Origin of the sequence: Serratia grimesii NBRC 13537, from assembly GCF_001590905.1 — a bacterium.
In the GTDB taxonomy this organism is placed as follows: domain Bacteria; phylum Pseudomonadota; class Gammaproteobacteria; order Enterobacterales; family Enterobacteriaceae; genus Serratia; species Serratia grimesii.
On sequence record NZ_BCTT01000001.1, the window covers coordinates 56273 to 74914 of the forward strand.

Here is an 18642-nt window from a genome sequence, read left to right on the forward strand (position 1 = left end):
GGGATCAAAGACAACTTTGTCATCAAATTAAGGACGCAAGCTTGCTTGCGTCCTTTTTTATTCCACGGGGACATGGCCGGTGTGATCGTTTATTATGCGCCGGTTATTTTTGACCCGTGAGCAATGAAGATTAAAATTCCCCTAAAGCGCAGTGTCGCCCTGATTATGCCATTGCTTATTTCCGCCTGTGGCACGCTGTCGCGCATGCCGACCGACACATCGTCGCTGGAAAGTCAGCGTCTGGCATGTAGTGGTGATCTACGCGCTGAAGTCGACAGTTTGGCGCAGCCGCTCATTGACGGTCAGCAGACACCGGGGCTGGTCGTCGGGGTGCTGACGGCAGATGGGCAAGCGCGTAGTTTTGGCTATGGCATGACGGACGCGCAGCAGCGCTATCCGGTCAATGGCAAGACGCTGTTTGCCGTGGGGTCGGTCAGCAAAGGGTTCATTGCCGAAGTCACCGTGGTGCTGGTTAATAAGGGCGTCCTGAATTGGGACGATACCTTGGCGACGTTGCTGCCCGTTGGTACACCGCTCAGCAAGGATGCGGCCAAAATTACCTTACTGCAGTTGGTGACACACACCTCTGGGCTACCGCGCCAAATGATGACGCCGGAGATGCTTGGTGCATTTGTCCGCTACCTGTTTACGGGGGATAATTTTTATCGCTCTCTGGATGCGCCAAAATTCCTCGATTACCTTGCACAGTTTGAAGCCCCTTCAGTGGAGGAACCGCGCTATTCCAATCTGGGTTATGCGCTGCTGGATTACATTTTGCAACGGCGAACTGGAAAAACGGTCGATCGCCTGACAACGGAAAATATCCTCCAGCCATTGGGGCTGACGCACACCAGTTACGATGCGCAGCAGTTGCCGGGTTACGCGCTGCGGGCTATTGGTCATGCGGGCGATCAACCCAAGTTTATTCGACGCGGGGAGCCGGTGCCGGATTGGCAGTTTTCTTCTTATATGGTCGGTGCCGCAGGGCTGTATACCGATGCCGATGATCTGCTGCGTTATGCGCAGGCGCATTTTGTCCCTACTGGTTCAGCGGCGTTGAACAAAGCCCTGAAAGATTCGTTGACCGTGCACTTTGCACGTACAAAAGAAGCCGCGGCCATTGCCTGGGTAGTGGATGATGTGGGGACTCAGCAGATTACGTATCAGGTCGGGTTTATCGGTGGTTACTCCAGCTATATCGGTATGGATCTGCGCCATAAGACGGCGGTAGTGGTGCTACAAAACAGTTTCAACTGGAGCAATAATATCGGCCACCGTCTATTGCAACGTATGGGCGAAGCCGCGGACGGGCATTTTACTTGCCAATAAGCCGGGCTCCGCGAACGGAGCCCAACACCCTTAGCGGTTAACCACTTTAGCGGGCAGAGCAATCACCAGTAACGAACTGATCAGCAAGCAACCGGCGAACGCCCAGAGAGCACCACCGCTTTTGCCTGTCAAATCCAGTGCCAGCCCCATCAGCGAGTTACTCACCAACCCGGCGATATTTGCCAGTGAACAGGCCAGGGCAAAACCAGTTGCCGCCGCAGTGCCGCGCAGAAAGGTGGCTGGCAGGCTGAAAAACACGGGTACTGCACCGATGATCGCCGCCTGAGCGACAGAGAACAGCAGCACGGTGGCAATGACGTTATGTGTGAAGAACGTGCTGCCCGCCATTGCCATTGCACCAACAATAAACGGCACGATGATATGCCAACGTCGCTCACGCATGCGGTCGGAGCTGGCACCGATCAGCAACATACCCAACAGGGCAGCGACGCTCGGCAGCGCAGTTAACATGCCGATGGTGGTAATGTTGGTCACTCCGGCGGTTTTGATAAAGGTCGGCATCCAGAATCCCATCGCATAGGCACTCAGCAGGATCGAGAAGTCTATGCCACCCAGCATCCAGACCTTGAGATTAAAGAAGCCATCACGGAAACGGTGTTTACTGTGGTCGGCCTCGGCTTCATCCTGCGCCAAATCATCGGCAATGCGCTGTTTTTCCTCGTCGGATAACCATTTGGCCTGCCCGAAGTTGTTCGGTAATACCCAAAAAGTCAGCACACCCAGCAGTACACTGGGAACACCTTCCAGCAGGAACAGCCATTGCCAGCCGTGCAACCCGTGGCGCATATCAAAATGCCCCATAATCCAGCCGGAAATTGGGCCACCGATCACGCTCGACAGCGGTAGGCCAATCATGAATAGCGCAATAATGCGACCGCGACGGTAAGTCGGGAACCACAGCGTCAGGTAATACAACACGCCAGGCAGAAAACCGGCCTCTGCTACACCGAGAAGAAAACGGATAACGTAAAACTGATTAGGGGTAGTGACGAACATGGTACAGGCAGAAAGCAGACCCCAGGTGATCATAATACGGGCAATCCATACCTTGGCGCCGACGCGTTGTAAGATCAGGTTGCTCGGTACCTCAAAAAGGATGTAGCCAACAAAGAACAATCCTGCACCCAAACCAAAGGCGGCTTCGCTCAATTGCAGTTGGTCGGCCATCTGCAACTTGGCTAATCCGACGTTGATACGGTCGAGGTAGGCCGCCAGATAACACAAACATAGGAATGGGATCAGCTTCCAGGTTATTTTGCGGTACAGAAGCGATTCTGCGCCCGCTTTCCCGGTTAACGGGGTTTCAACAATGGCCATGATGATGTCTCCAGGTGGTGCATTGTGGCCTCCGGAGGAGGAGCGTTGTGTGTTTGCTTGGAAGCCGCCCTGTCTCGGGCGGTCACCTGAGGCGCTTGCCGCGCCTTCTTTATTTTCAGCTCTCCATGCAGGTGAAACTCTGGATTACAGCCGGTTCAGATAATCGATAGCCTCCTGTTTTGCCACGACGTCGCCGTATTTACTGTCGATGTCGAACAGGTTGGCCTCATGTGGGCCAGGGTGACGATCGCCCACACATTCCCGTACCACTATGGTACGGAAGCCGTGCTGTACTGCGTCCACCGCACTGGCGCGGATACACCCGCTGGTGGAACAGCCGACTAACAGCAGGGTATCGACGCCGAGTGCCACTAGCATTGAGGCCAACGAGGTACCGAAAAAGGCGCTGGCATATTGCTTGGTCAACACCACTTCCGTTGTCCGCGGTACCACCTGTGGGCAAAACGCCGCCAGCGGGTTACCGTCCACCATGTCCTTCATAACCGGTGCTTTTTTCACCCAAATACCACCATTGGCAAAATGCCCTGCATGATAGCGGATATTGGTGTGGATCACCGGAATTCCCGTCTGGCGAGCGGTAGCCAACAGCGCCATGCTTTCTTCGACCGCACTGACTACGCCGGGAGCGAACAATGAGGCGCCCTGGGTGGTGTAACCCTGCATAAAGTCGATCAGTAGCAGGGCCGGTCGCTGGCCGAAGCCAATACGGTTGCCCCAAACGCCGCTGTAGTTATCGCTGAGCGAGTCATTGGCTGTGGATGCCATGATTCCTCCTTAATAGGCGCCGGACAGCAGGGCACCGGCGCCGGGAACGATCGGTTCCAGTTCCAGTGCAGTCAGCATGGCGTAAGTGGTGGCGATAGCGGCCGTCAGCACCGGTTTTCCGGTTTGCGCCTCAACGGTAGCGACTGCCGGCAAGGACGGCATTTGCACGCAGGCGGACAGCACGATGGCGTCAACGTCGTTCAGATCCATCTCAGCGACAATACCGGGCAGTTTGGCCGGTTCATGACGGCCTACGGCCAGGTTGTCGGCAATTTCCAACGCCCGCCACACCGTGACCTCAATGCCTTCGTGCTCGATATAGTCCACCACCATTTGGGTCAGTGGCTTCATGTAGGGGGCCACCAGCGCAATGCGTTTGGCACCCAACACCTTCAGGCCATTGACCAATGCCCCTGCGCTGCTAATCACCGGGGCCCCGGCGTTATTGTCCTGGGTAACCTGCGCCAGCCGGGCCTGAGATTCACGGTGATAACCTAAGCCCATCGACATGATCGCTACCAGGCAGGCATACCCCAGTACATCTACCTGGGCGTCGGAAAGCTCCAGTGCGCAGCGGTCTGATTCGGCATCCATCGCCGCCAGTTCTGCCTTGCTGACGTGCTTCATACGCATGCGGCTGGAGTGAAAGGTAAAGCGTTCCGGACGGATCAACTGGCGTGCTGTCAGCATTGCTGGGATCTCGGTTTCCATCGTGGTGTTGGAACTGGGCACTATCTGGCCGATACGGTAATTTTTACTCATGACAACGCTCCTTAATTAATCCAGAAAATCGCCCAGGGCGCGGAAGAAACCGTCAAAGTCGTCCCACGGGATCATATGTCCTGCATTTTCAACGTGTGTGATAGTGATCTCCGGTTGCAATGTGCGGATCTCCGCCTCGTCTTCCGGTTGGATCACGCCTCCCAGGCCTGCCACCATCAGCAAGGTTGGCATGTGCAGCGCGGGGTAATCACGATGGCTGTCAACCTGATGAAAATCTTCATAGGCGCGCTGAATCGCCGGTTCATAGCAGGTGTGCAACCACTCGGCACGCAGTTGACGCTGTTGTTCGCTCCAGGTCGGGCAGTAGGCACGCATCTGTTCCGCGTCCATTCCCAACAGTGACTGACGAATCGAATCCACGTACCAAGGCCATTTGCCTGGATATTCACGACGGCCGGGCCCTGAAACAGGCGGATCGACCAATACCAATCGCCGAACGCCAACCGGTTGCAGTGCTGCGGCGCGCAGGGCAAAGCGCGCCCCCATTGAATGGCCGAGCAGGGCGTAGTTTTCCAGATTTAGTGCTAGGGCGAAGGCGTTGACGTCTGCGGCGCAGGTTTCGGCGTCATAGGCTAGATCCGGGCCGCTGGCAGACAGACCGCGGCCACGCACGTCCAGCACGTAGGTGTCGTAGCGCTCGGCCAGGCGTTCGGCAACAAAACCCCAGGTGATCGCTGGGCTCGTGATGCCGGGGATAAGGATCACTACGGGGCCTTGGCCGCCATAGCGCAGGTAGTGTTGACGAATGCCGTTAGCCTGCACGTTGGCGCCATACAGAAAGTGGCTCATGCGGCGTTCTCCGACTTCAGCGTCTGTGCGTACAGGTCATAACCATAAACCCAGGCCGGATCTTCCTGAGTGCGCAGGAAAGTGTTGGCATTGGAGACGGCCTGGACGCGGGAGGCGCGCTCTTTACGGTTGGCTTCATACAGTTGGAAAGCGGTGCGGTAGTCAGTCAGGCCAGTTTCCTGCAGACAGCGCGCCAGCATAGCGGCGTCTTCGATCGCCATCGCCGCGCCTTGCGCCATGTGTGGTTTCATTGGGTGGCAGGCATCACCGAGCAGCACCATGCGGCCTTCGCTCCACAGCGGTAACGGTTTACGGTTCAACAGTGGCCATTTGGTGACCTGCTCGCTGGATTCGATCAGCGCTTGCACAATCGGGTGATAGCCAGCGAAGGTTTCGTACATTTCTTCGCGGCTGCTGTCGATAAAACTGCCCTGAAAATCCCATGCAGGGTGTGGTACACCGCTGACATAGTAATATTCGTCACGTTTTTGAGTGGTGTAATAGACCATCAGGTGACGATCTGCCGACCACCATTTCACGCAGTCTTCAAAGCTCAGATTGTATTTGGCCAGCTTCTCACCGCGGATCAACGCGCGGTGGGCAACCCAACCACTGTAGGTTGGCGCTTCTGCCCCCAGCAGATGTTCGCGAATACGGGAGTTGATACCATCGGCACCAATCACGATATCGGCGCTGGCCTGGGTGCCATCGGCAAAGTTCAGCACCACTTCGTTGTCACGCTCCTCAATTTTGCTCAGACACTTGCCAAAATGCACAGTGCCCGGTTGCAGGGCCGCCATCTGCAACGCCTGTAAATCGCCCCGGTGCACCGTCACGTAAGCGGCACCGTACTCTTTACGTGCAAAGGCCCCCAGTTCAATCCGCGACAGGTAATCACCGCTTTCGGCATCGCGGCTGAACCAAAAATCCGGATGCGAGGCCATTTGTTCCAATGGTTGCTCGATACCGAGACGGCGGAAAATCTTCAGTACGTTTGGCCCCATATGGATGCCGGCTCCCAGGCGGGAAAACACCGGACTCTGTTCGTACAGGTCGACGGTAAAGCCGGCTTTCTGCAGCAGACCCGCGACGGCGGCGCCACCTAAACCGGCACCGACCACGGCAATGCGTTGTTGTTTGCTCATCATTTATCCCCTGACTGTTGGTTTTTTACCTGGGCATCTTAAGTGATGCCAGATGATCGATTTATAGTGTATACGCTAAGTAACGCAAAGTTGCACAAGTGTTAATTTAGATCTGGCTCACGCTTATCCATAGCCGATTTCTGTTAATATCATGTTAATCACAGGATTGTCAGGGGTTAAAATAGGATTTGCTTATGGTCGACTCCGACGCCTTGCTTCCTGGTTGATTTTGGTCTTAGATAACTAAAAGAGCGTATTCACTTTAATTTGCGCAAAATAACCTCACCGACACTGGGTGTGTCGGCCAACCCTTAGCGAAACAGGAGATACACCATGGCGGTCCATGATAGTCAGTTGGTTCAACTGTTCGAGCAGGTGCTTACGCTGTCGAAGGTTGATGCATCGCAAAGCGTAGCGATCCTGAAAAGTCACTATTCCGATGCGCGTACGGTGCGTGCCGCCACCGATGCAGCACTGCGCCTGGGTGCCAAGGTTTATGCGGTAGAACTGCCATCGTTCAACCATCCGCGCGCCATGGGTAATGACATGACGGCTTACTGTGGTGATACGGCACTGACCGGTAATCACGCGGCACAACGTGCTCTGGAGGCAGCCGATCTGATTGTCGACACTATGATGTTGCTGCACTCGCCGGAGCAGGAGCAGATCCTGAAAACCGGCACGCGCATTCTGCTGGCCGTTGAACCACCGGAGGTATTGGCACGGATGTTGCCTAATGCAGAGGATAAAGCGCGGGTGCTTGCAGCGGCTGCGGTGCTGGAACAAGCAAAGCTGATGCAGGTGAAATCCGCCGCTGGCAGCGATTTCCGTGCGCCATTAGGGCAATACCCGACAGTGACTGAGTACGGGTATGCCGATGAACCGGGGCGCTGGGACCACTGGCCGAGCGGCTTTCTGTTTACCTGGCCGAATGAAGAACAGGCGGAGGGGGTGCTGGTGTTAGAAGTGGGCGATATCCTGCTGCCATTCAAAAGTTATACGCGTGAACGCATTACGTTGGAGATCGACAAGGGCTTTGTGACGCGTATTCACGGTGGTTTTGAGGCTGAATATCTGCGGGAGTACATGAAGTATTTTAACGATCCGGAAGTGTATGGCATTTCGCATATCGGTTGGGGCTTGCAGCCGCGAGCGCAGTGGACGGCAATGGGGCTGCACGACAAAAATGACGGTATGTGCATGGATGCCCGCGCTTTCTACGGCAATTTCCTGTTCTCCACCGGGCCGAATACTGAAGTCGGTGGCACGCGCAAAACCCCGTGCCATATGGATATAGCGCTACGTCATTGCGACATCAGTCTGGATGGCAAGACGGTGGTGGCGGATGGTGAAGTGGTAGCGCCAGCAGCATCGCGAGTCAGCCAGGGTTAACTTGCTGCCAAACGCGGGGGTTTGTACTATTCTCGGTGGTTTCCATAGATGGTGAGAGTAACGCAATGACGCCCCCCGAATACCCGACTGCTGATAACGGCAAGACCGAAAATTATCATTTTACCGAACAGGTCGGGCACTTGCTGCGTAAGGTTTATCAGCGCCATGTGGCGATTTTCCAGCAAAACGTTGGCGATTCGCAACTGACCGCCGTGCAGTTTATTACCCTGTGCGCAGTGCGCGATATGGGCCCAAGTTCCTTGACCGAGCTGGTACAGGTGACGGCGGTCGATCAGGCCACCATTCGCGGCATTATCGAGCGGCTTAAAGCGCGCGATTTGATCACCGTAATGCCGGATCCTGTCGATCGACGCAAAGTGGTGGTTGGGCTGACTGATACCGGCGCCGCGCTGCTGGTGGAAACGGTGCCGCATGCGGCGACGATCACAGAATTAACTTTCGGTAAGCTTAATCCGGCCGAACGTATAGCACTGATGTTCCTGCTTAATAAAATGCTGGAAGACCAGCCGTCTGACTGATTCGCTACCCGCAACTGCGGTTGTCTGGTGAGTGCGGTGGCGGCGAGGTCACAGCCCACAGCCCACAAGACATACCCTATAGCTTTCAAATTGCAGCCAGGTGACCAACTGCGGTTTGAAAGATAACGGGTATAACCAAAGCGCAGGCGGAGACGCGACAATGGCGATAGCTGAAGTGCAATTGCCCAGGGAAGGCGCGATAAAAACACTGACGGAGCATCCGCTGATGCTGTCAGTCAACGGCGAAAATATTCATACCCGGGTCATGGCGGATACCCCTCTGCTATTGGTGTTACGTAACGATCTGGCGCTCAACGGCCCGAAATACGGCTGTGGCCTCGGTGAGTGCGGCGCTTGCACCGTGTTGGTCGACGGCATTGCCGCACGTTCTTGTGTGATCCCAGCGGTGGGTATGACCGGCCGCGCGGTGACCACGCTGGAAGGTTTGGGCGATCGCGACTGCCTGCACCCTGTGCAGCGCGCCTTTATCGAAGAACAGGCCGCGCAGTGCGGTTACTGCCTCAATGGCATGATTATGACCACCAAAGCCCTGTTGGATCGCAATCCGTCGCCCAGCGATCGCGAAATCCGCCAGGCGCTGTCCGGCAATCTGTGCCGCTGCGGCACCCATATTGAAATTCTGCGTGCGGTTCAGCGCGCCATCATTCTCTGCCGCAGTGAGGAAACCTCGCCCCATGACTGACGCCCATTCCTCATTACCGAGCCAGGCTGAATTATTACAGCGTCATGGCACCTTGCTGATTATCGATCAAATCCAACCGCCGCCGGGCCTGGTACCGAAAGGCCAGACGCCGAGCCTGAAACCCAAAGAGCAGGGGCTATTTATTGCTATTTGCGACAGCGGTGAGGTCTACGCCTTCAACGGCCATGTTGATCTCGGCACCGGTGTGCGCACCGCGCTGGGGCAAATTGTCGCCGAAGAACTCTACCTGCGTATGGAGCAGGTGAGCATGGTGTTGGGCGATACCGAAAGCACGCCGAATCAGGGCGCGACCATCGCCAGCGCTACGCTGCAGATTTCCGCCGTGCCGCTGCGCAATGCTGCCGCTGAGGCACGTCGCTGGCTGCTGCAACAGGCTGCGCAGCATTTTAACGTCACGGTTGAGCAACTGACGTTGAACGACGGCATGGTTGTTAGCCCCCAGGGACAGGTGGTGAGCTATGGCGAGCTGGTCACAGGTGTACATATTGAACTGCCGATTTCCGGCGATGCGCCGCTCAAGCCACAGGCCGAATATCGCCTGGTCGGCACCAGCACCGCGCGCGTTGATATCCCGGCCAAGGCCACCGGCGAATCCACCTATGTGCACGACATGCGGTTGCCGAATATGTTGCATGGGCGGGTGGTGCGACCGCCGTATGCTGGTTATGACAGTGGTGAGTTTGTCGGTACCAGTTTGTTGGCGGTGGACGAGCGGTCAATCGCACATATTCCCGGTATCGTTAAACTGGTGGTGATCGGGGATTTTATCGGCATCGTCGCCGAGCGCGAAGAACAGGCGATCAAGGCAGCAGAGGCGTTGCAGGTCAGCTGGAAGGACTGGCGGCGTAACCTGCCGCAGATGACCGATGTGGCGCAGGCGCTGCGTGATAACCCGCATTCGACACGGGTGGTGCATGACACCGGCAACGTGGATGCGGCATTGGCCGCCGCCGATCGTCGCTTTACCCGCAGTTATCTGTGGCCGTACCAACTGCATGCCTCGATCGGCCCCTCCTGCGCATTGGCGGACTACCAGCCGCAGCAGTTACGGGTGTGGTCAGGTAGCCAGAACCCGCATCTGCTGCGTGCCGATCTCGCCTGGTTGCTGGAATACCCGGAAGAACAGATCGACATTATCCGCATGGAGGCGGCGGGCTGCTATGGCCGCAACTGTGCCGACGATGTCTGTGCCGATGCGGCGTTATTGTCGCGTGCGGTTGGTCGTCCGGTGCGGGTGCAGCTCACCCGCGAGCAGGAACACCTGTGGGAACCCAAGGGCACGGCACAGTTGATGGAGGTTGACGGTGGGCTGGACGCCGCCGGTCATCCGGTGGCCTATGATTTTCGTACTTATTATCCGTCTAACGGCGCCCCCACACTGGCGTTGTTGCTGACCGGCATGGTGGAGCCAGTGCCGGTGGCTTATGAGATGGGGGACCGCACCTCGGTGCCGCCATACGAATACCCGGAACTGCGCGTCAGCATTGAGGACATGGCACCCATCGTGCGAGCCTCCTGGATGCGTGGTGTGTCGGCACTGCCGAATACCTTCGCGCACGAGTCCTATATTGATGAGCTGGCCATGGCTGCCGGTGTGGATCCGCTCGAGTACCGCCTGCGTTATATTAAGGATCAACGTGCCACTGAACTGATGCTCAGCACCGCCGAGCGTGCTGGCTGGACGCCGCATACCGAACCGATGCAAACCCCTGCGGAAGATGGTGTGCTGCGCGGGCGTGGTTTTGCCTATGCGCGCTATATTCACAGCAAGTTTCCCGGCTTTGGTGCCGCCTGGGCGGCCTGGGTCGCTGATGTCGCTATAGACAAGGTCAGTGGCGAAGTAGCGGTCACGCGGATTGTGGTCGGGCACGACGCTGGCATGATGGTCAACCCGGACGGCGTGCGTCACCAAATCCACGGCAATGTGATTCAGTCGACCAGCCGGGTGCTGAAAGAGCGGGTGACTTTCGAAGAATCGACCATTTCCAGCAAGGAATGGGGCGCTTATCCGATCCTGACATTCCCGGAGGTGCCAGAGGTGGATGTGGTAATGATGCCACGGCCCTATGATCCACCGCTGGGGGCTGGGGAATCCGCTTCGGTGCCTAGCGCTGCAGCTATTGCCAACGCTGTGTTTGACGCCACCGGCATTCGTTTTCGTGAGTTACCGATCACATCCGATCGACTGCGCGAGGCGCTGAACGGTCCGGATAGCGCCCGACAGGAATCCGCACCAGTGACTAAACCCAAGAGAAGTAAATGGTGGTTTGGCGGTGCGGCCGGTATTTTCGGTGCGGTGTTTGGCGTAGCGGCTACGGCACTGCCATGGCGTGCTGAGATTGCCCCAGTGGCAACACCGGGTTCCGGTACCTGGTCGGCAGCCACCCTGGAACGCGGCCGTCAACTGGCTGCTGCCGGGGATTGCGCGGTGTGCCACACCGCCTCAGAAGGGGCGACCAACGCCGGGGGATTGGCGATGGCAACGCCGTTCGGCACGCTGTATAGCACCAATATTACTCCGGATGTGGAAACCGGTATTGGCAACTGGTCGTTTACTGCTTTTGATCGGGCGATGCGGCAGGGCATTAGCCGCGATGGGCGTAATTTGTACCCGGCATTTCCTTATACGTCGTTCAGCAAGATGACCGACGGTGATATGCAGGCACTATATGCCTACATGATGTCGCAACCCGCAGTTTCGCAGAGTAATTCAGCTAATCAGATGCGTTTTCCGTTTAATATCCGTCCGCTGATGGCCGGTTGGAATGCACTCTTTTTGCGCCAGGGCGAGTTCCAGCCAGACGCTTCGCAAACTGAACAGTGGAACCGGGGTTCTTATCTGGTCAATGGTTTGGGGCACTGTGCGGCTTGCCATTCACCACGCAATTTGATGGGAGCGGAAAAGGGCGGCGCCAGTTTTCTGGCAGGTGCGATGGTGGACGGTTGGGAAGCCCCGGCGTTGAACCAACTGGCCAATGCGGATAAACCCTGGGACGAGGAGCAACTGTTCCAGTATTTGCGCAGCGGTCACTCTACCGAGCACGGCGTTGCGGCTGGGCCGATGGGGCCGGTCGTCAGTGAACTGGCTACATTACCGGAGTCTGATGTGCGCGCGATGGCCAACTACCTGATATCCTTGAGCAACCCGGTTACATTGAACGTAGAGCCGCAGGTTAAGCTGACCACTAATCTGCAACCTGTTCTGGGGCAACAGGTCGGTGAACGCCTGTTTCAGGGGGCCTGTCAGGCCTGCCACAGTGCCGCCAGTGGAGGGCCACAACTGTTTGGTGTCAGTCCGGATTTGGCAAACAATACCAATATCTTCAGCGATCGACCGGATAACCTGATCAATGTGATCCTACAGGGTATCGCCAAACCAGCCACCACCGATCTTGGTTTTATGCCGGGTTTTAAGGATAGTTTCACCGATCGTCAGGTGGCTGATTTGGTGAACTATCTGCGCCAGCGCTATGCCAGTGATAAACCGGCCTGGCGTGACGTCGAGGCGCAGGTAGCCAGATTGCGAGCTAATCCGGGCAGCCATTAGCAGTTACTGGCGATTGACGTTATTGCGTTTGCAGTAACGCGATCAATCGTTGCGCCGGTTACGGTAACTGGCGCGTGGCCCAGTGGTTGGTGTGACAACATGCGTTGCCGGGCGCATTTTGGGTAAAGAGATGATCCAGGATGAATCGGCTTATTCACCCGTCTGGTGTTGGGCGGCAACGCTTCTTTTAGCTGTAAAGAGGAAGAAATCAGGCCAGCGGCCCACCCATAATGGTTTCTTTCATGCCAGAGAGAATGCGTTCGCCGGTTTCGGTTTTCAGCTCTTCATACCAACTACGGGTGATCTCCATTTCTTTGCCGTGAGTCACATCGCAACGTTTACGTGCTTTGAGCACCAAATCCTTTACGCGATAGCTGCGTTTTTCCTGATAGCGTAGCAGTGCGTCTTCAATACCCAGTGAATTTGTCTGCAAGGCAATCGCCAGTACTACGGCGTCCTCCATTGCTGCGCATCCACCTTGGCCGATATCCGGTGTGGTACTGTGTCCGGCGTCCCCCAGCAATGCCACGCGACCGCGTACCAGTTGTTCGAAAGGTTCGATATCGTGGATTTCAATGCGGTTGATGGTGTCGGGGTTGATCGCCGCGATCAATTTTTGCACCGGTTCAGCCCAGCCCGAGAAGTAACGCTGTAGATCGGCCCGCGCGGTGCTGCGATCTTCCGCCAGCCCCGTGGGCAGTGGAACGTCGAAGAAAAAGTAGAAACGGTTGCCGGACACAGGCATTAGCGACACGCGTTTGCCTTCGCCGACAAAGGTGGTCCACTGGTCAGCCGGTGCGATGGATTCATCAATGGTTACCAGCCCGTTCCAATTGACGTAACCGGCATAGCGGCGATCAACGCCATGGCCCAGCACATACGGACGAATGACGGAATGGGTGCCGTCGGCGGCAATCAGGAAATCACCGCTGACCTGGCTACCGTCTTCGAACCAGGCCGTCACGCCTTCCGGTGTTTCTTCAATGCCGCTGACACGCTTGCCAAAACGCACCTGATCGCGGCCATAAGTATCGAGTAACATAGCTTGCAGTTCGGTGCGGGCTACCGGGTAAGGGCGTTCGCCAACGCTGGCGATGAGCGGGTCAAGGCTAAAGCGCGTCAACGTCTGGCCGTGCAGATATTCCTGATAGGCCATGTAGTGCATGGTGCCGCCGAGCGTGCGCAGCGGTTCTTTCATCCCCAAATAATTGAGGCATTTGACTCCGTTGGGCCAGATGGAAATTGCTGCACCAACCGGTTTGACCTCTTTGACAGCTTCAAAAACTTCGGTGTCGATGCCACAACGCTTTAATGCGATGGCGGTGCACAGACCGCCGATGCCGCCACCAATGACGATTGCCTTCATATTCTTCTCCTTCATAGCTATGCTGAGGAGAAGCAATTTCCATACCAGTCCGTGAACAAGGCACTGGCGCGGTATCAGGCGACGGATTGATGCAAAGTGGTGCAATGCATGAATGCGATAGTGCATTTTTGCACCAGAAAAGCCAACACGCTAAGTGCGATCCCGGTTTGCCAACTGGATAGCCAGGTTTTCAATGCGCTCTGCCATTTGTTTCGTCAGGGCGGTTAATTCTGTGTTTTGTTTTAACAGCGCCAGTAACTGATCAGATTGCTGCGCGGCGAGCGTTTGCCGTTGTGCCATGGCCTCATCCAAATCCTCACGGTGCTGAGCATCGGTCAGCGCATGCGCCTGATCGCGCTCGGCCTGACGGGTCTGTGCAAGCAAGATCAATGGGGCGGCATAAGCGGCCTGTAAGCTGAACGCCAGGTTAAGCAAAATGAATGGATAGGGGTCAAACTTGGTGAAACCTGCCAGATTGAGATAAATCCAGACGGCAACGACGACGGTCTGGCCAACCAAAAACGTGGGTGTACCGAAAAAACGGGCGAAGGCCTCAGCCTTCAACGCAAACCATTGGTCACCAAAGGTGTGGGTTAAGCTTTTCAGCGGGCGATAAAAACGAAACTTTTTATTGGGTTGCGACATGGCTTTCACACTCGTGGATATAATGAAGAGATACCTAATTTATAGCATGGGGGCCGAAATCCCCACGCAATACACAGCACAAATCCACCACAGAAAACCCCGCCTGAATGTTAAATAGACAAAATAATAGACTACGCTAACTATTAGCCCGTTGTGCTGGTGCATGCAGACGGTGCGTATAAAAAGAATGACTTCGCCGCATTGATTAAGGTTGATCGGCATTTTGGAGCTATGAGCAATGAATCTACCCGAAGTCCCGCTTACCCGGCGGCGTTTTATCGTCGGCGCCAGTGCGTTGGTGATCGGTGCCTATCTGCCGTCTACCGGCGCTCTGGCCCGCTCATCATCGGCTACCGCGCCTGAAATCAATCCTCATGCAGCCAATGCTTTTGTGCAGATTGACCAAGAAGGCATTGTCACTGTGATCAGTAAACATACCGAGGTGGGTCAGGGCGTATATACCGGCATGGCAACGTTGGTCGCCGAAGAGTTGGACGCCGACTGGGCGCAGGTGCGGGTCGTTGCCGCGCCGGTTGACACCAACGTTTACAAAAATCTGTCGTTCGGTTTCCAGGGCACCGGTGGCTCCAGCTCGGTAGCTAATGCCTATGAGCAGATGCGTCGCATGGGCGCCATGGCGCGGGCGATGCTGGTTCAGGCTGCTGCACAAAGTTGGAAAACCTCGGCGCAGGAAATTACCGTGCAGGCGGGCAAGATCCGCCACGCGGCCAGTGGACGTGAAGCGGGCTTCGGTGAGTTTGCCGTGTTAGCCAGCCAACTGCCTCCCCCCGATCCCGCTACATTGACACTGAAAGATCCCGCCAATTTTACCCTGATCGGCAAGGCCAGTGGCCTGCACCGGGTGGATTCATTGGCGAAGACCAACGGTACTGCGCAATTTACTCAGGATATTCATGAGCCGGACATGCTGACGGTGACCATCAAAAAGCCGCCGCGCTTCGGTGGTAAAGTGGCCTCATTTGATGCCAGCCAGGCGTTGGCAGTGCCGGGTGTGGTTACGGTGAAACTGACCGATACCGGCGTAGCGGTGTACGCCAAAAACACTTGGGCGGCGATCCAGGGACGTGAAAAATTGCAGGTGGAATGGGACGACTCGCAAGCCGAACGCCGCAACACTGAACAGATCTTTACTGAGTTCCGACAGGTGGCCCAGAAGACCGGCGTCGTAGCGAAAAGCCACGGCAATCCGGATGATGCTTTTGATAAAGCCGATAAGGTCATCGAAGCTGAATATACTTTCCCGTATGTTGCCCATGCGCCGATGGAGCCACTGGACGGCTACCTGTTCTGGGATGGCGAAAGCGTCAAGGCACGTTATGGCTGCCAGATCCAAACCCTCGATCATAAACAGCTGTGCGATCTGTTCCAACTGCCACCGGACAAGGTAGAAATTGAAACCATTTTGGCGGGCGGCAGTTTTGGACGACGTATCGATTTGGGCAACCCGACGCTGGGGCCGGATCTGGCAGCGGATATGGCGGCAGCAGCCAAAGCCATTGGCCCAGGTCACGGAGTAAAGGTGGTATGGACGCGTGAAGATGATATTCGCAATGGGTGGTATCGCCCGATGATTTTGCACCGGTTACGTGGTGCGATCCGTGGCGGTAAAGTGGTGGCCTGGAGCGATACCATCGTCGGTCATTCCTGGACGCTTAACAGCGCGATGACGGCACTGGTGGTTAATGGCCTCGACCAGATGATGGTTGAAGGCGCCAGCGAGGTGCCTTATAGCTTTGAAAGTTTCCGCTGCGACGCACATATCGTACCGGGCAAGGTGCCGACGACGTCATTGAGATCGGTCGCCAGTACTCACACTGGCCATGCGGTGGAAAGTTTTATTGATCAACTGCTACAGGAGACTGGGCAGGATCCTGTGGAAGGGCGTTTGGCGTTGATGGGGGATGCGCCGCGTGAGGCCGGCGTGTTACGGGCGGTAGCGAAAGCGGCCAACTGGCAAGGCGCGAAAGTGGTGGATGGTCGGGCGCGTGGTGTAGGTGTTGCCAAGGCATTCGATACCCGGGTGGCGCAAATAGCCGAGGTCTCTATCGGCGAAGGCGGTATTCCACGTGTACACAAGGTGTGGTGTGCGGTGGACTGCGGCGTGGCAGTGAATCCCGATGTGATTCGTGCACAGATTGAGGGTGGTATCGGTTATGGCTTGAGCATGGCGCTGTACGGCAACATCACATTGAAAGATGGCGTGATTGAACAATCCAACTTCAACAATTTCCGCCCACTGCGCATTGATGAAATGCCGGAAATAGAAGTGATTATTGTGCCTTCAACCGAGAAACCCACCGGCGTGGGTGAATTAGGTGTACCAACGATTGCACCTGCGGTTGGCAATGCGTTGGCGTTGCTCGGGCGGCCCCGAACTTCGCTGAGTCTGCCTTTACATCGACCGAACCGTGACGCCAGCGTCTGATCAAGGAGAACAGCATGATAACTTTAACCGTGAACGACCAACCGCTGACGTTTGATGGCGATCCCCATATGCCTCTGTTGTGGTTCTTGCGTGATGAAGCCGGGTTGACCGGCACCAAATTTGGTTGCGGTATTGCGATGTGCGGCGCGTGTACCGTCCATTTGGACGGCGTGCCGGTGCGTTCTTGTATGACGCCGGTCTCTGCCGCAGAAGGCAAGAAAATCACCACCATTGAAGCGATCGGCGAGACACCGACGGGCAAAGCGGTGCAGGCGGCTTGGGTCAATCTGGACGTAGTGCAGTGTGGTTACTGCCAATCCGGTCAAATTATGAGTGCCAGTGCACTGCTGGCCCAGAGCAAAAATCCGAGCGATGCAGATATTGACGCGGCGATGAGCGGTAACGTTTGCCGCTGCGCTACCTACGTGCGCATTCGCGCCGCCATCCACCAGGCCGCCAAGGCGTTGGATTAAGGGAGAAACCCATGAGCAACGCCCTGAGATGGCTGTTATGGCTAATTGTCGCGGTAGTGGTGTTAGCGGGCGGTTACGCGCTCTATACCTTGTTACGCCCGGTCGGCCCCGAGCCCGTAGCACCTATCGCCGGTGCACCTGCGGGGATAAGCGATAAATTAGCGCGTGGCGAGTATCTGGCTCGTGCCGCCGACTGTGTGGCTTGCCACACGGCGCCTGGCGGTAAACCCTTTGCCGGTGGTTTTGCCTTTAAGCTGCCGTTCGGCACAATTTATGGCACCAACATTACCGCCGACGCAGAAACCGGTATTGGTGGCTGGAGCGACGATCAGTTTGTGCGTGCGGTGCGTGAAGGGGTTGGGCCGCAGGGTAATCTGTATCCTGCCATGCCTTACACCTCATACACTGCCATGAGCCGCGACGATGTGTTGGCGATCAAAGCCTACCTGTTTAGCCTGCCACCGGTGAAGCAGGCTAATCCGCAAAATGGACTGTCGTTTCCGTTTAACCAACGCTGGGGCATGAAGTTCTGGAACCTGGCATTCTTCAATGAAAAACGTTTTGAACCGAACCTGAATCAGGATGAACAGTGGAACCGTGGGGCTTATCTGGCAACTGCGCTGGGGCATTGCAGTGAATGTCACACGCCACGCAACCTGGGCTTTGGTATCAATCAAAGTAAAAACCTCAGCGGTGAGGTGATCCAGGGGTGGTTTGCAGGCAATATTACGCCGGACCCACAAACAGGTATTGGGGGCTGGAGTGAGCAGCAACTGTCGCAGTATTTGGCAACCGGTCATGCGGAAGGTCGTAGCAGTGCTTCCGGCCCGATGGCCGAAGCAGTAGAAAACAGCCTGCAGTACCTCACGCCGGAGGATAATCAGGCGCTGGTGAAATACCTGCGCAATATCGAACCTATCGCCACCGACAGTGCCAGTACGGTAAACCTACAGCCGAAAGGAGCGTCATCTTCAAGTGCGGTATTACCGGGTGGGCAAGAGGATTCGCTGGGGCGCCGCTTGTTTGCGGGAGACTGCAGTGGTTGTCATCAGTGGAACGGTACAGGCCGCCAGAGTAAATATGCGTCTTTGGTCGGCAGCACCGCAGTAAACGATCCACAGGGCCGCAGCGTAGTGCAGGCAATACTCAAAGGTACGCGTATCAGTATCGGTGAACAGCACGAATTTATGCCGGATTTTGGCGCTCAATATTCGGATGAGGAAGTGGCTGCAGTAGCCAACTACGTGGTTGGTCAGTTTGGTGAAAAACAAGGAAAGGTAACGGCCAAGCAGGTCGCGGAACAGCGTAAGCAGTAGCCGTTGGCGAGGGGGATTGCTCCC

At 56.2% G+C, this 18642-nt stretch carries 15 protein-coding genes; 8 read left to right on the top strand and 7 right to left on the bottom strand.

All coding sequences use genetic code 11. From position 1 onward, the window contains the following. Positions 1 to 123: 123 nt before the first annotated feature. Positions 124 to 1329: a serine hydrolase domain-containing protein gene (locus SGR01S_RS00245; protein WP_061806147.1), complete on the top strand. Its 1206-nt coding sequence runs from the start codon at positions 124 to 126 to the stop codon at positions 1327 to 1329. Between the two features lie 30 nt (positions 1330 to 1359). Here the strand turns inward: SGR01S_RS00245 and SGR01S_RS00250 are convergent, their stop codons facing one another. The 5 genes from SGR01S_RS00250 to SGR01S_RS00270 all read right to left on the bottom strand — a co-directional run bounded on the left by SGR01S_RS00250 (position 1360) and on the right by SGR01S_RS00270 (position 6173). Further along, on the bottom strand, positions 1360 to 2667 hold the full coding sequence (locus SGR01S_RS00250) for an MFS transporter (RefSeq protein WP_061806148.1): 1308 nt from the start codon (positions 2665 to 2667) through the stop codon (positions 1360 to 1362). A 144-nt stretch (positions 2668 to 2811) separates the two neighbouring features. After that, complete coding sequence (locus SGR01S_RS00255) at positions 2812 to 3453, bottom strand: N-carbamoylsarcosine amidohydrolase (RefSeq protein ID WP_061806149.1); 642 nt, start codon at positions 3451 to 3453, stop codon at positions 2812 to 2814. Positions 3454 to 3462: 9 nt separating this feature from the next. After that, positions 3463 to 4215 (bottom strand): maleate cis-trans isomerase family protein, encoded by a 753-nt coding sequence (locus SGR01S_RS00260; RefSeq protein ID WP_061806150.1) that lies wholly within the window; start codon positions 4213 to 4215, stop codon positions 3463 to 3465. Positions 4216 to 4230: 15 nt separating this feature from the next. After that, positions 4231 to 5025 (bottom strand): alpha/beta fold hydrolase, encoded by a 795-nt coding sequence (locus tag SGR01S_RS00265; RefSeq protein ID WP_061806151.1) that lies wholly within the window; start codon positions 5023 to 5025, stop codon positions 4231 to 4233. Beyond that, positions 5022 to 6173, bottom strand: coding sequence for an FAD-dependent monooxygenase (locus SGR01S_RS00270; RefSeq protein ID WP_061806152.1), 1152 nt, complete (start codon positions 6171 to 6173; stop codon positions 5022 to 5024). The genes SGR01S_RS00265 and SGR01S_RS00270 overlap by 4 nt, the downstream gene beginning before the upstream one ends. Positions 6174 to 6503: 330 nt before the next feature. On the opposite strand from SGR01S_RS00270, the gene SGR01S_RS00275 reads away from it, so the two are divergent. The 4 genes from SGR01S_RS00275 to SGR01S_RS00290 all read left to right on the top strand — a co-directional run bounded on the left by SGR01S_RS00275 (position 6504) and on the right by SGR01S_RS00290 (position 12372). Further along, on the top strand, positions 6504 to 7562 hold the full coding sequence (locus tag SGR01S_RS00275) for a 2,5-dihydroxypyridine 5,6-dioxygenase (protein WP_061806153.1): 1059 nt from the start codon (positions 6504 to 6506) through the stop codon (positions 7560 to 7562). A 65-nt stretch (positions 7563 to 7627) separates the two neighbouring features. Next, on the top strand, positions 7628 to 8101 hold the full coding sequence (locus SGR01S_RS00280) for a MarR family winged helix-turn-helix transcriptional regulator (RefSeq protein WP_037414946.1): 474 nt from the start codon (positions 7628 to 7630) through the stop codon (positions 8099 to 8101). A 160-nt stretch (positions 8102 to 8261) separates the two neighbouring features. Then, entirely contained in the window at positions 8262 to 8804 is a 543-nt protein-coding gene (locus tag SGR01S_RS00285) for a (2Fe-2S)-binding protein (protein ID WP_061806154.1), read from the top strand. Further along, a complete protein-coding gene (locus tag SGR01S_RS00290; RefSeq protein ID WP_061806155.1) occupies positions 8797 to 12372 on the top strand; it encodes a molybdopterin cofactor-binding domain-containing protein in 3576 nt (1191 codons plus the stop codon). Before SGR01S_RS00285 ends, SGR01S_RS00290 begins: the two co-directional genes overlap by 8 nt. Positions 12373 to 12580: 208 nt before the next feature. Here the strand turns inward: SGR01S_RS00290 and hpxO are convergent, their stop codons facing one another. Beyond that, positions 12581 to 13738, bottom strand: coding sequence for an FAD-dependent urate hydroxylase HpxO (hpxO, locus tag SGR01S_RS00295; protein WP_061806156.1), 1158 nt, complete (start codon positions 13736 to 13738; stop codon positions 12581 to 12583). A 150-nt stretch (positions 13739 to 13888) separates the two neighbouring features. Continuing rightward, complete coding sequence (locus tag SGR01S_RS00300; RefSeq protein ID WP_037414954.1) at positions 13889 to 14383, bottom strand: DUF1003 domain-containing protein; 495 nt, start codon at positions 14381 to 14383, stop codon at positions 13889 to 13891. A gap of 238 nt (positions 14384 to 14621) precedes the next feature. Here SGR01S_RS00300 and SGR01S_RS00305 point away from each other — a divergent pair, with 238 nt between their 5' ends. The 3 genes from SGR01S_RS00305 to SGR01S_RS00315 are packed head-to-tail and all read left to right on the top strand — an operon-like array spanning position 14622 to position 18618. After that, positions 14622 to 16829, top strand: coding sequence for a xanthine dehydrogenase family protein molybdopterin-binding subunit (locus SGR01S_RS00305; RefSeq protein WP_061806157.1), 2208 nt, complete (start codon positions 14622 to 14624; stop codon positions 16827 to 16829). Between the two features lie 14 nt (positions 16830 to 16843). Further along, on the top strand, positions 16844 to 17302 hold the full coding sequence (locus SGR01S_RS00310) for a (2Fe-2S)-binding protein (RefSeq protein ID WP_012145048.1): 459 nt from the start codon (positions 16844 to 16846) through the stop codon (positions 17300 to 17302). Between the two features lie 11 nt (positions 17303 to 17313). Beyond that, positions 17314 to 18618: a c-type cytochrome gene (locus SGR01S_RS00315; protein ID WP_061806158.1), complete on the top strand. Its 1305-nt coding sequence runs from the start codon at positions 17314 to 17316 to the stop codon at positions 18616 to 18618. The last annotated feature ends 24 nt before the right edge of the window (positions 18619 to 18642 follow it).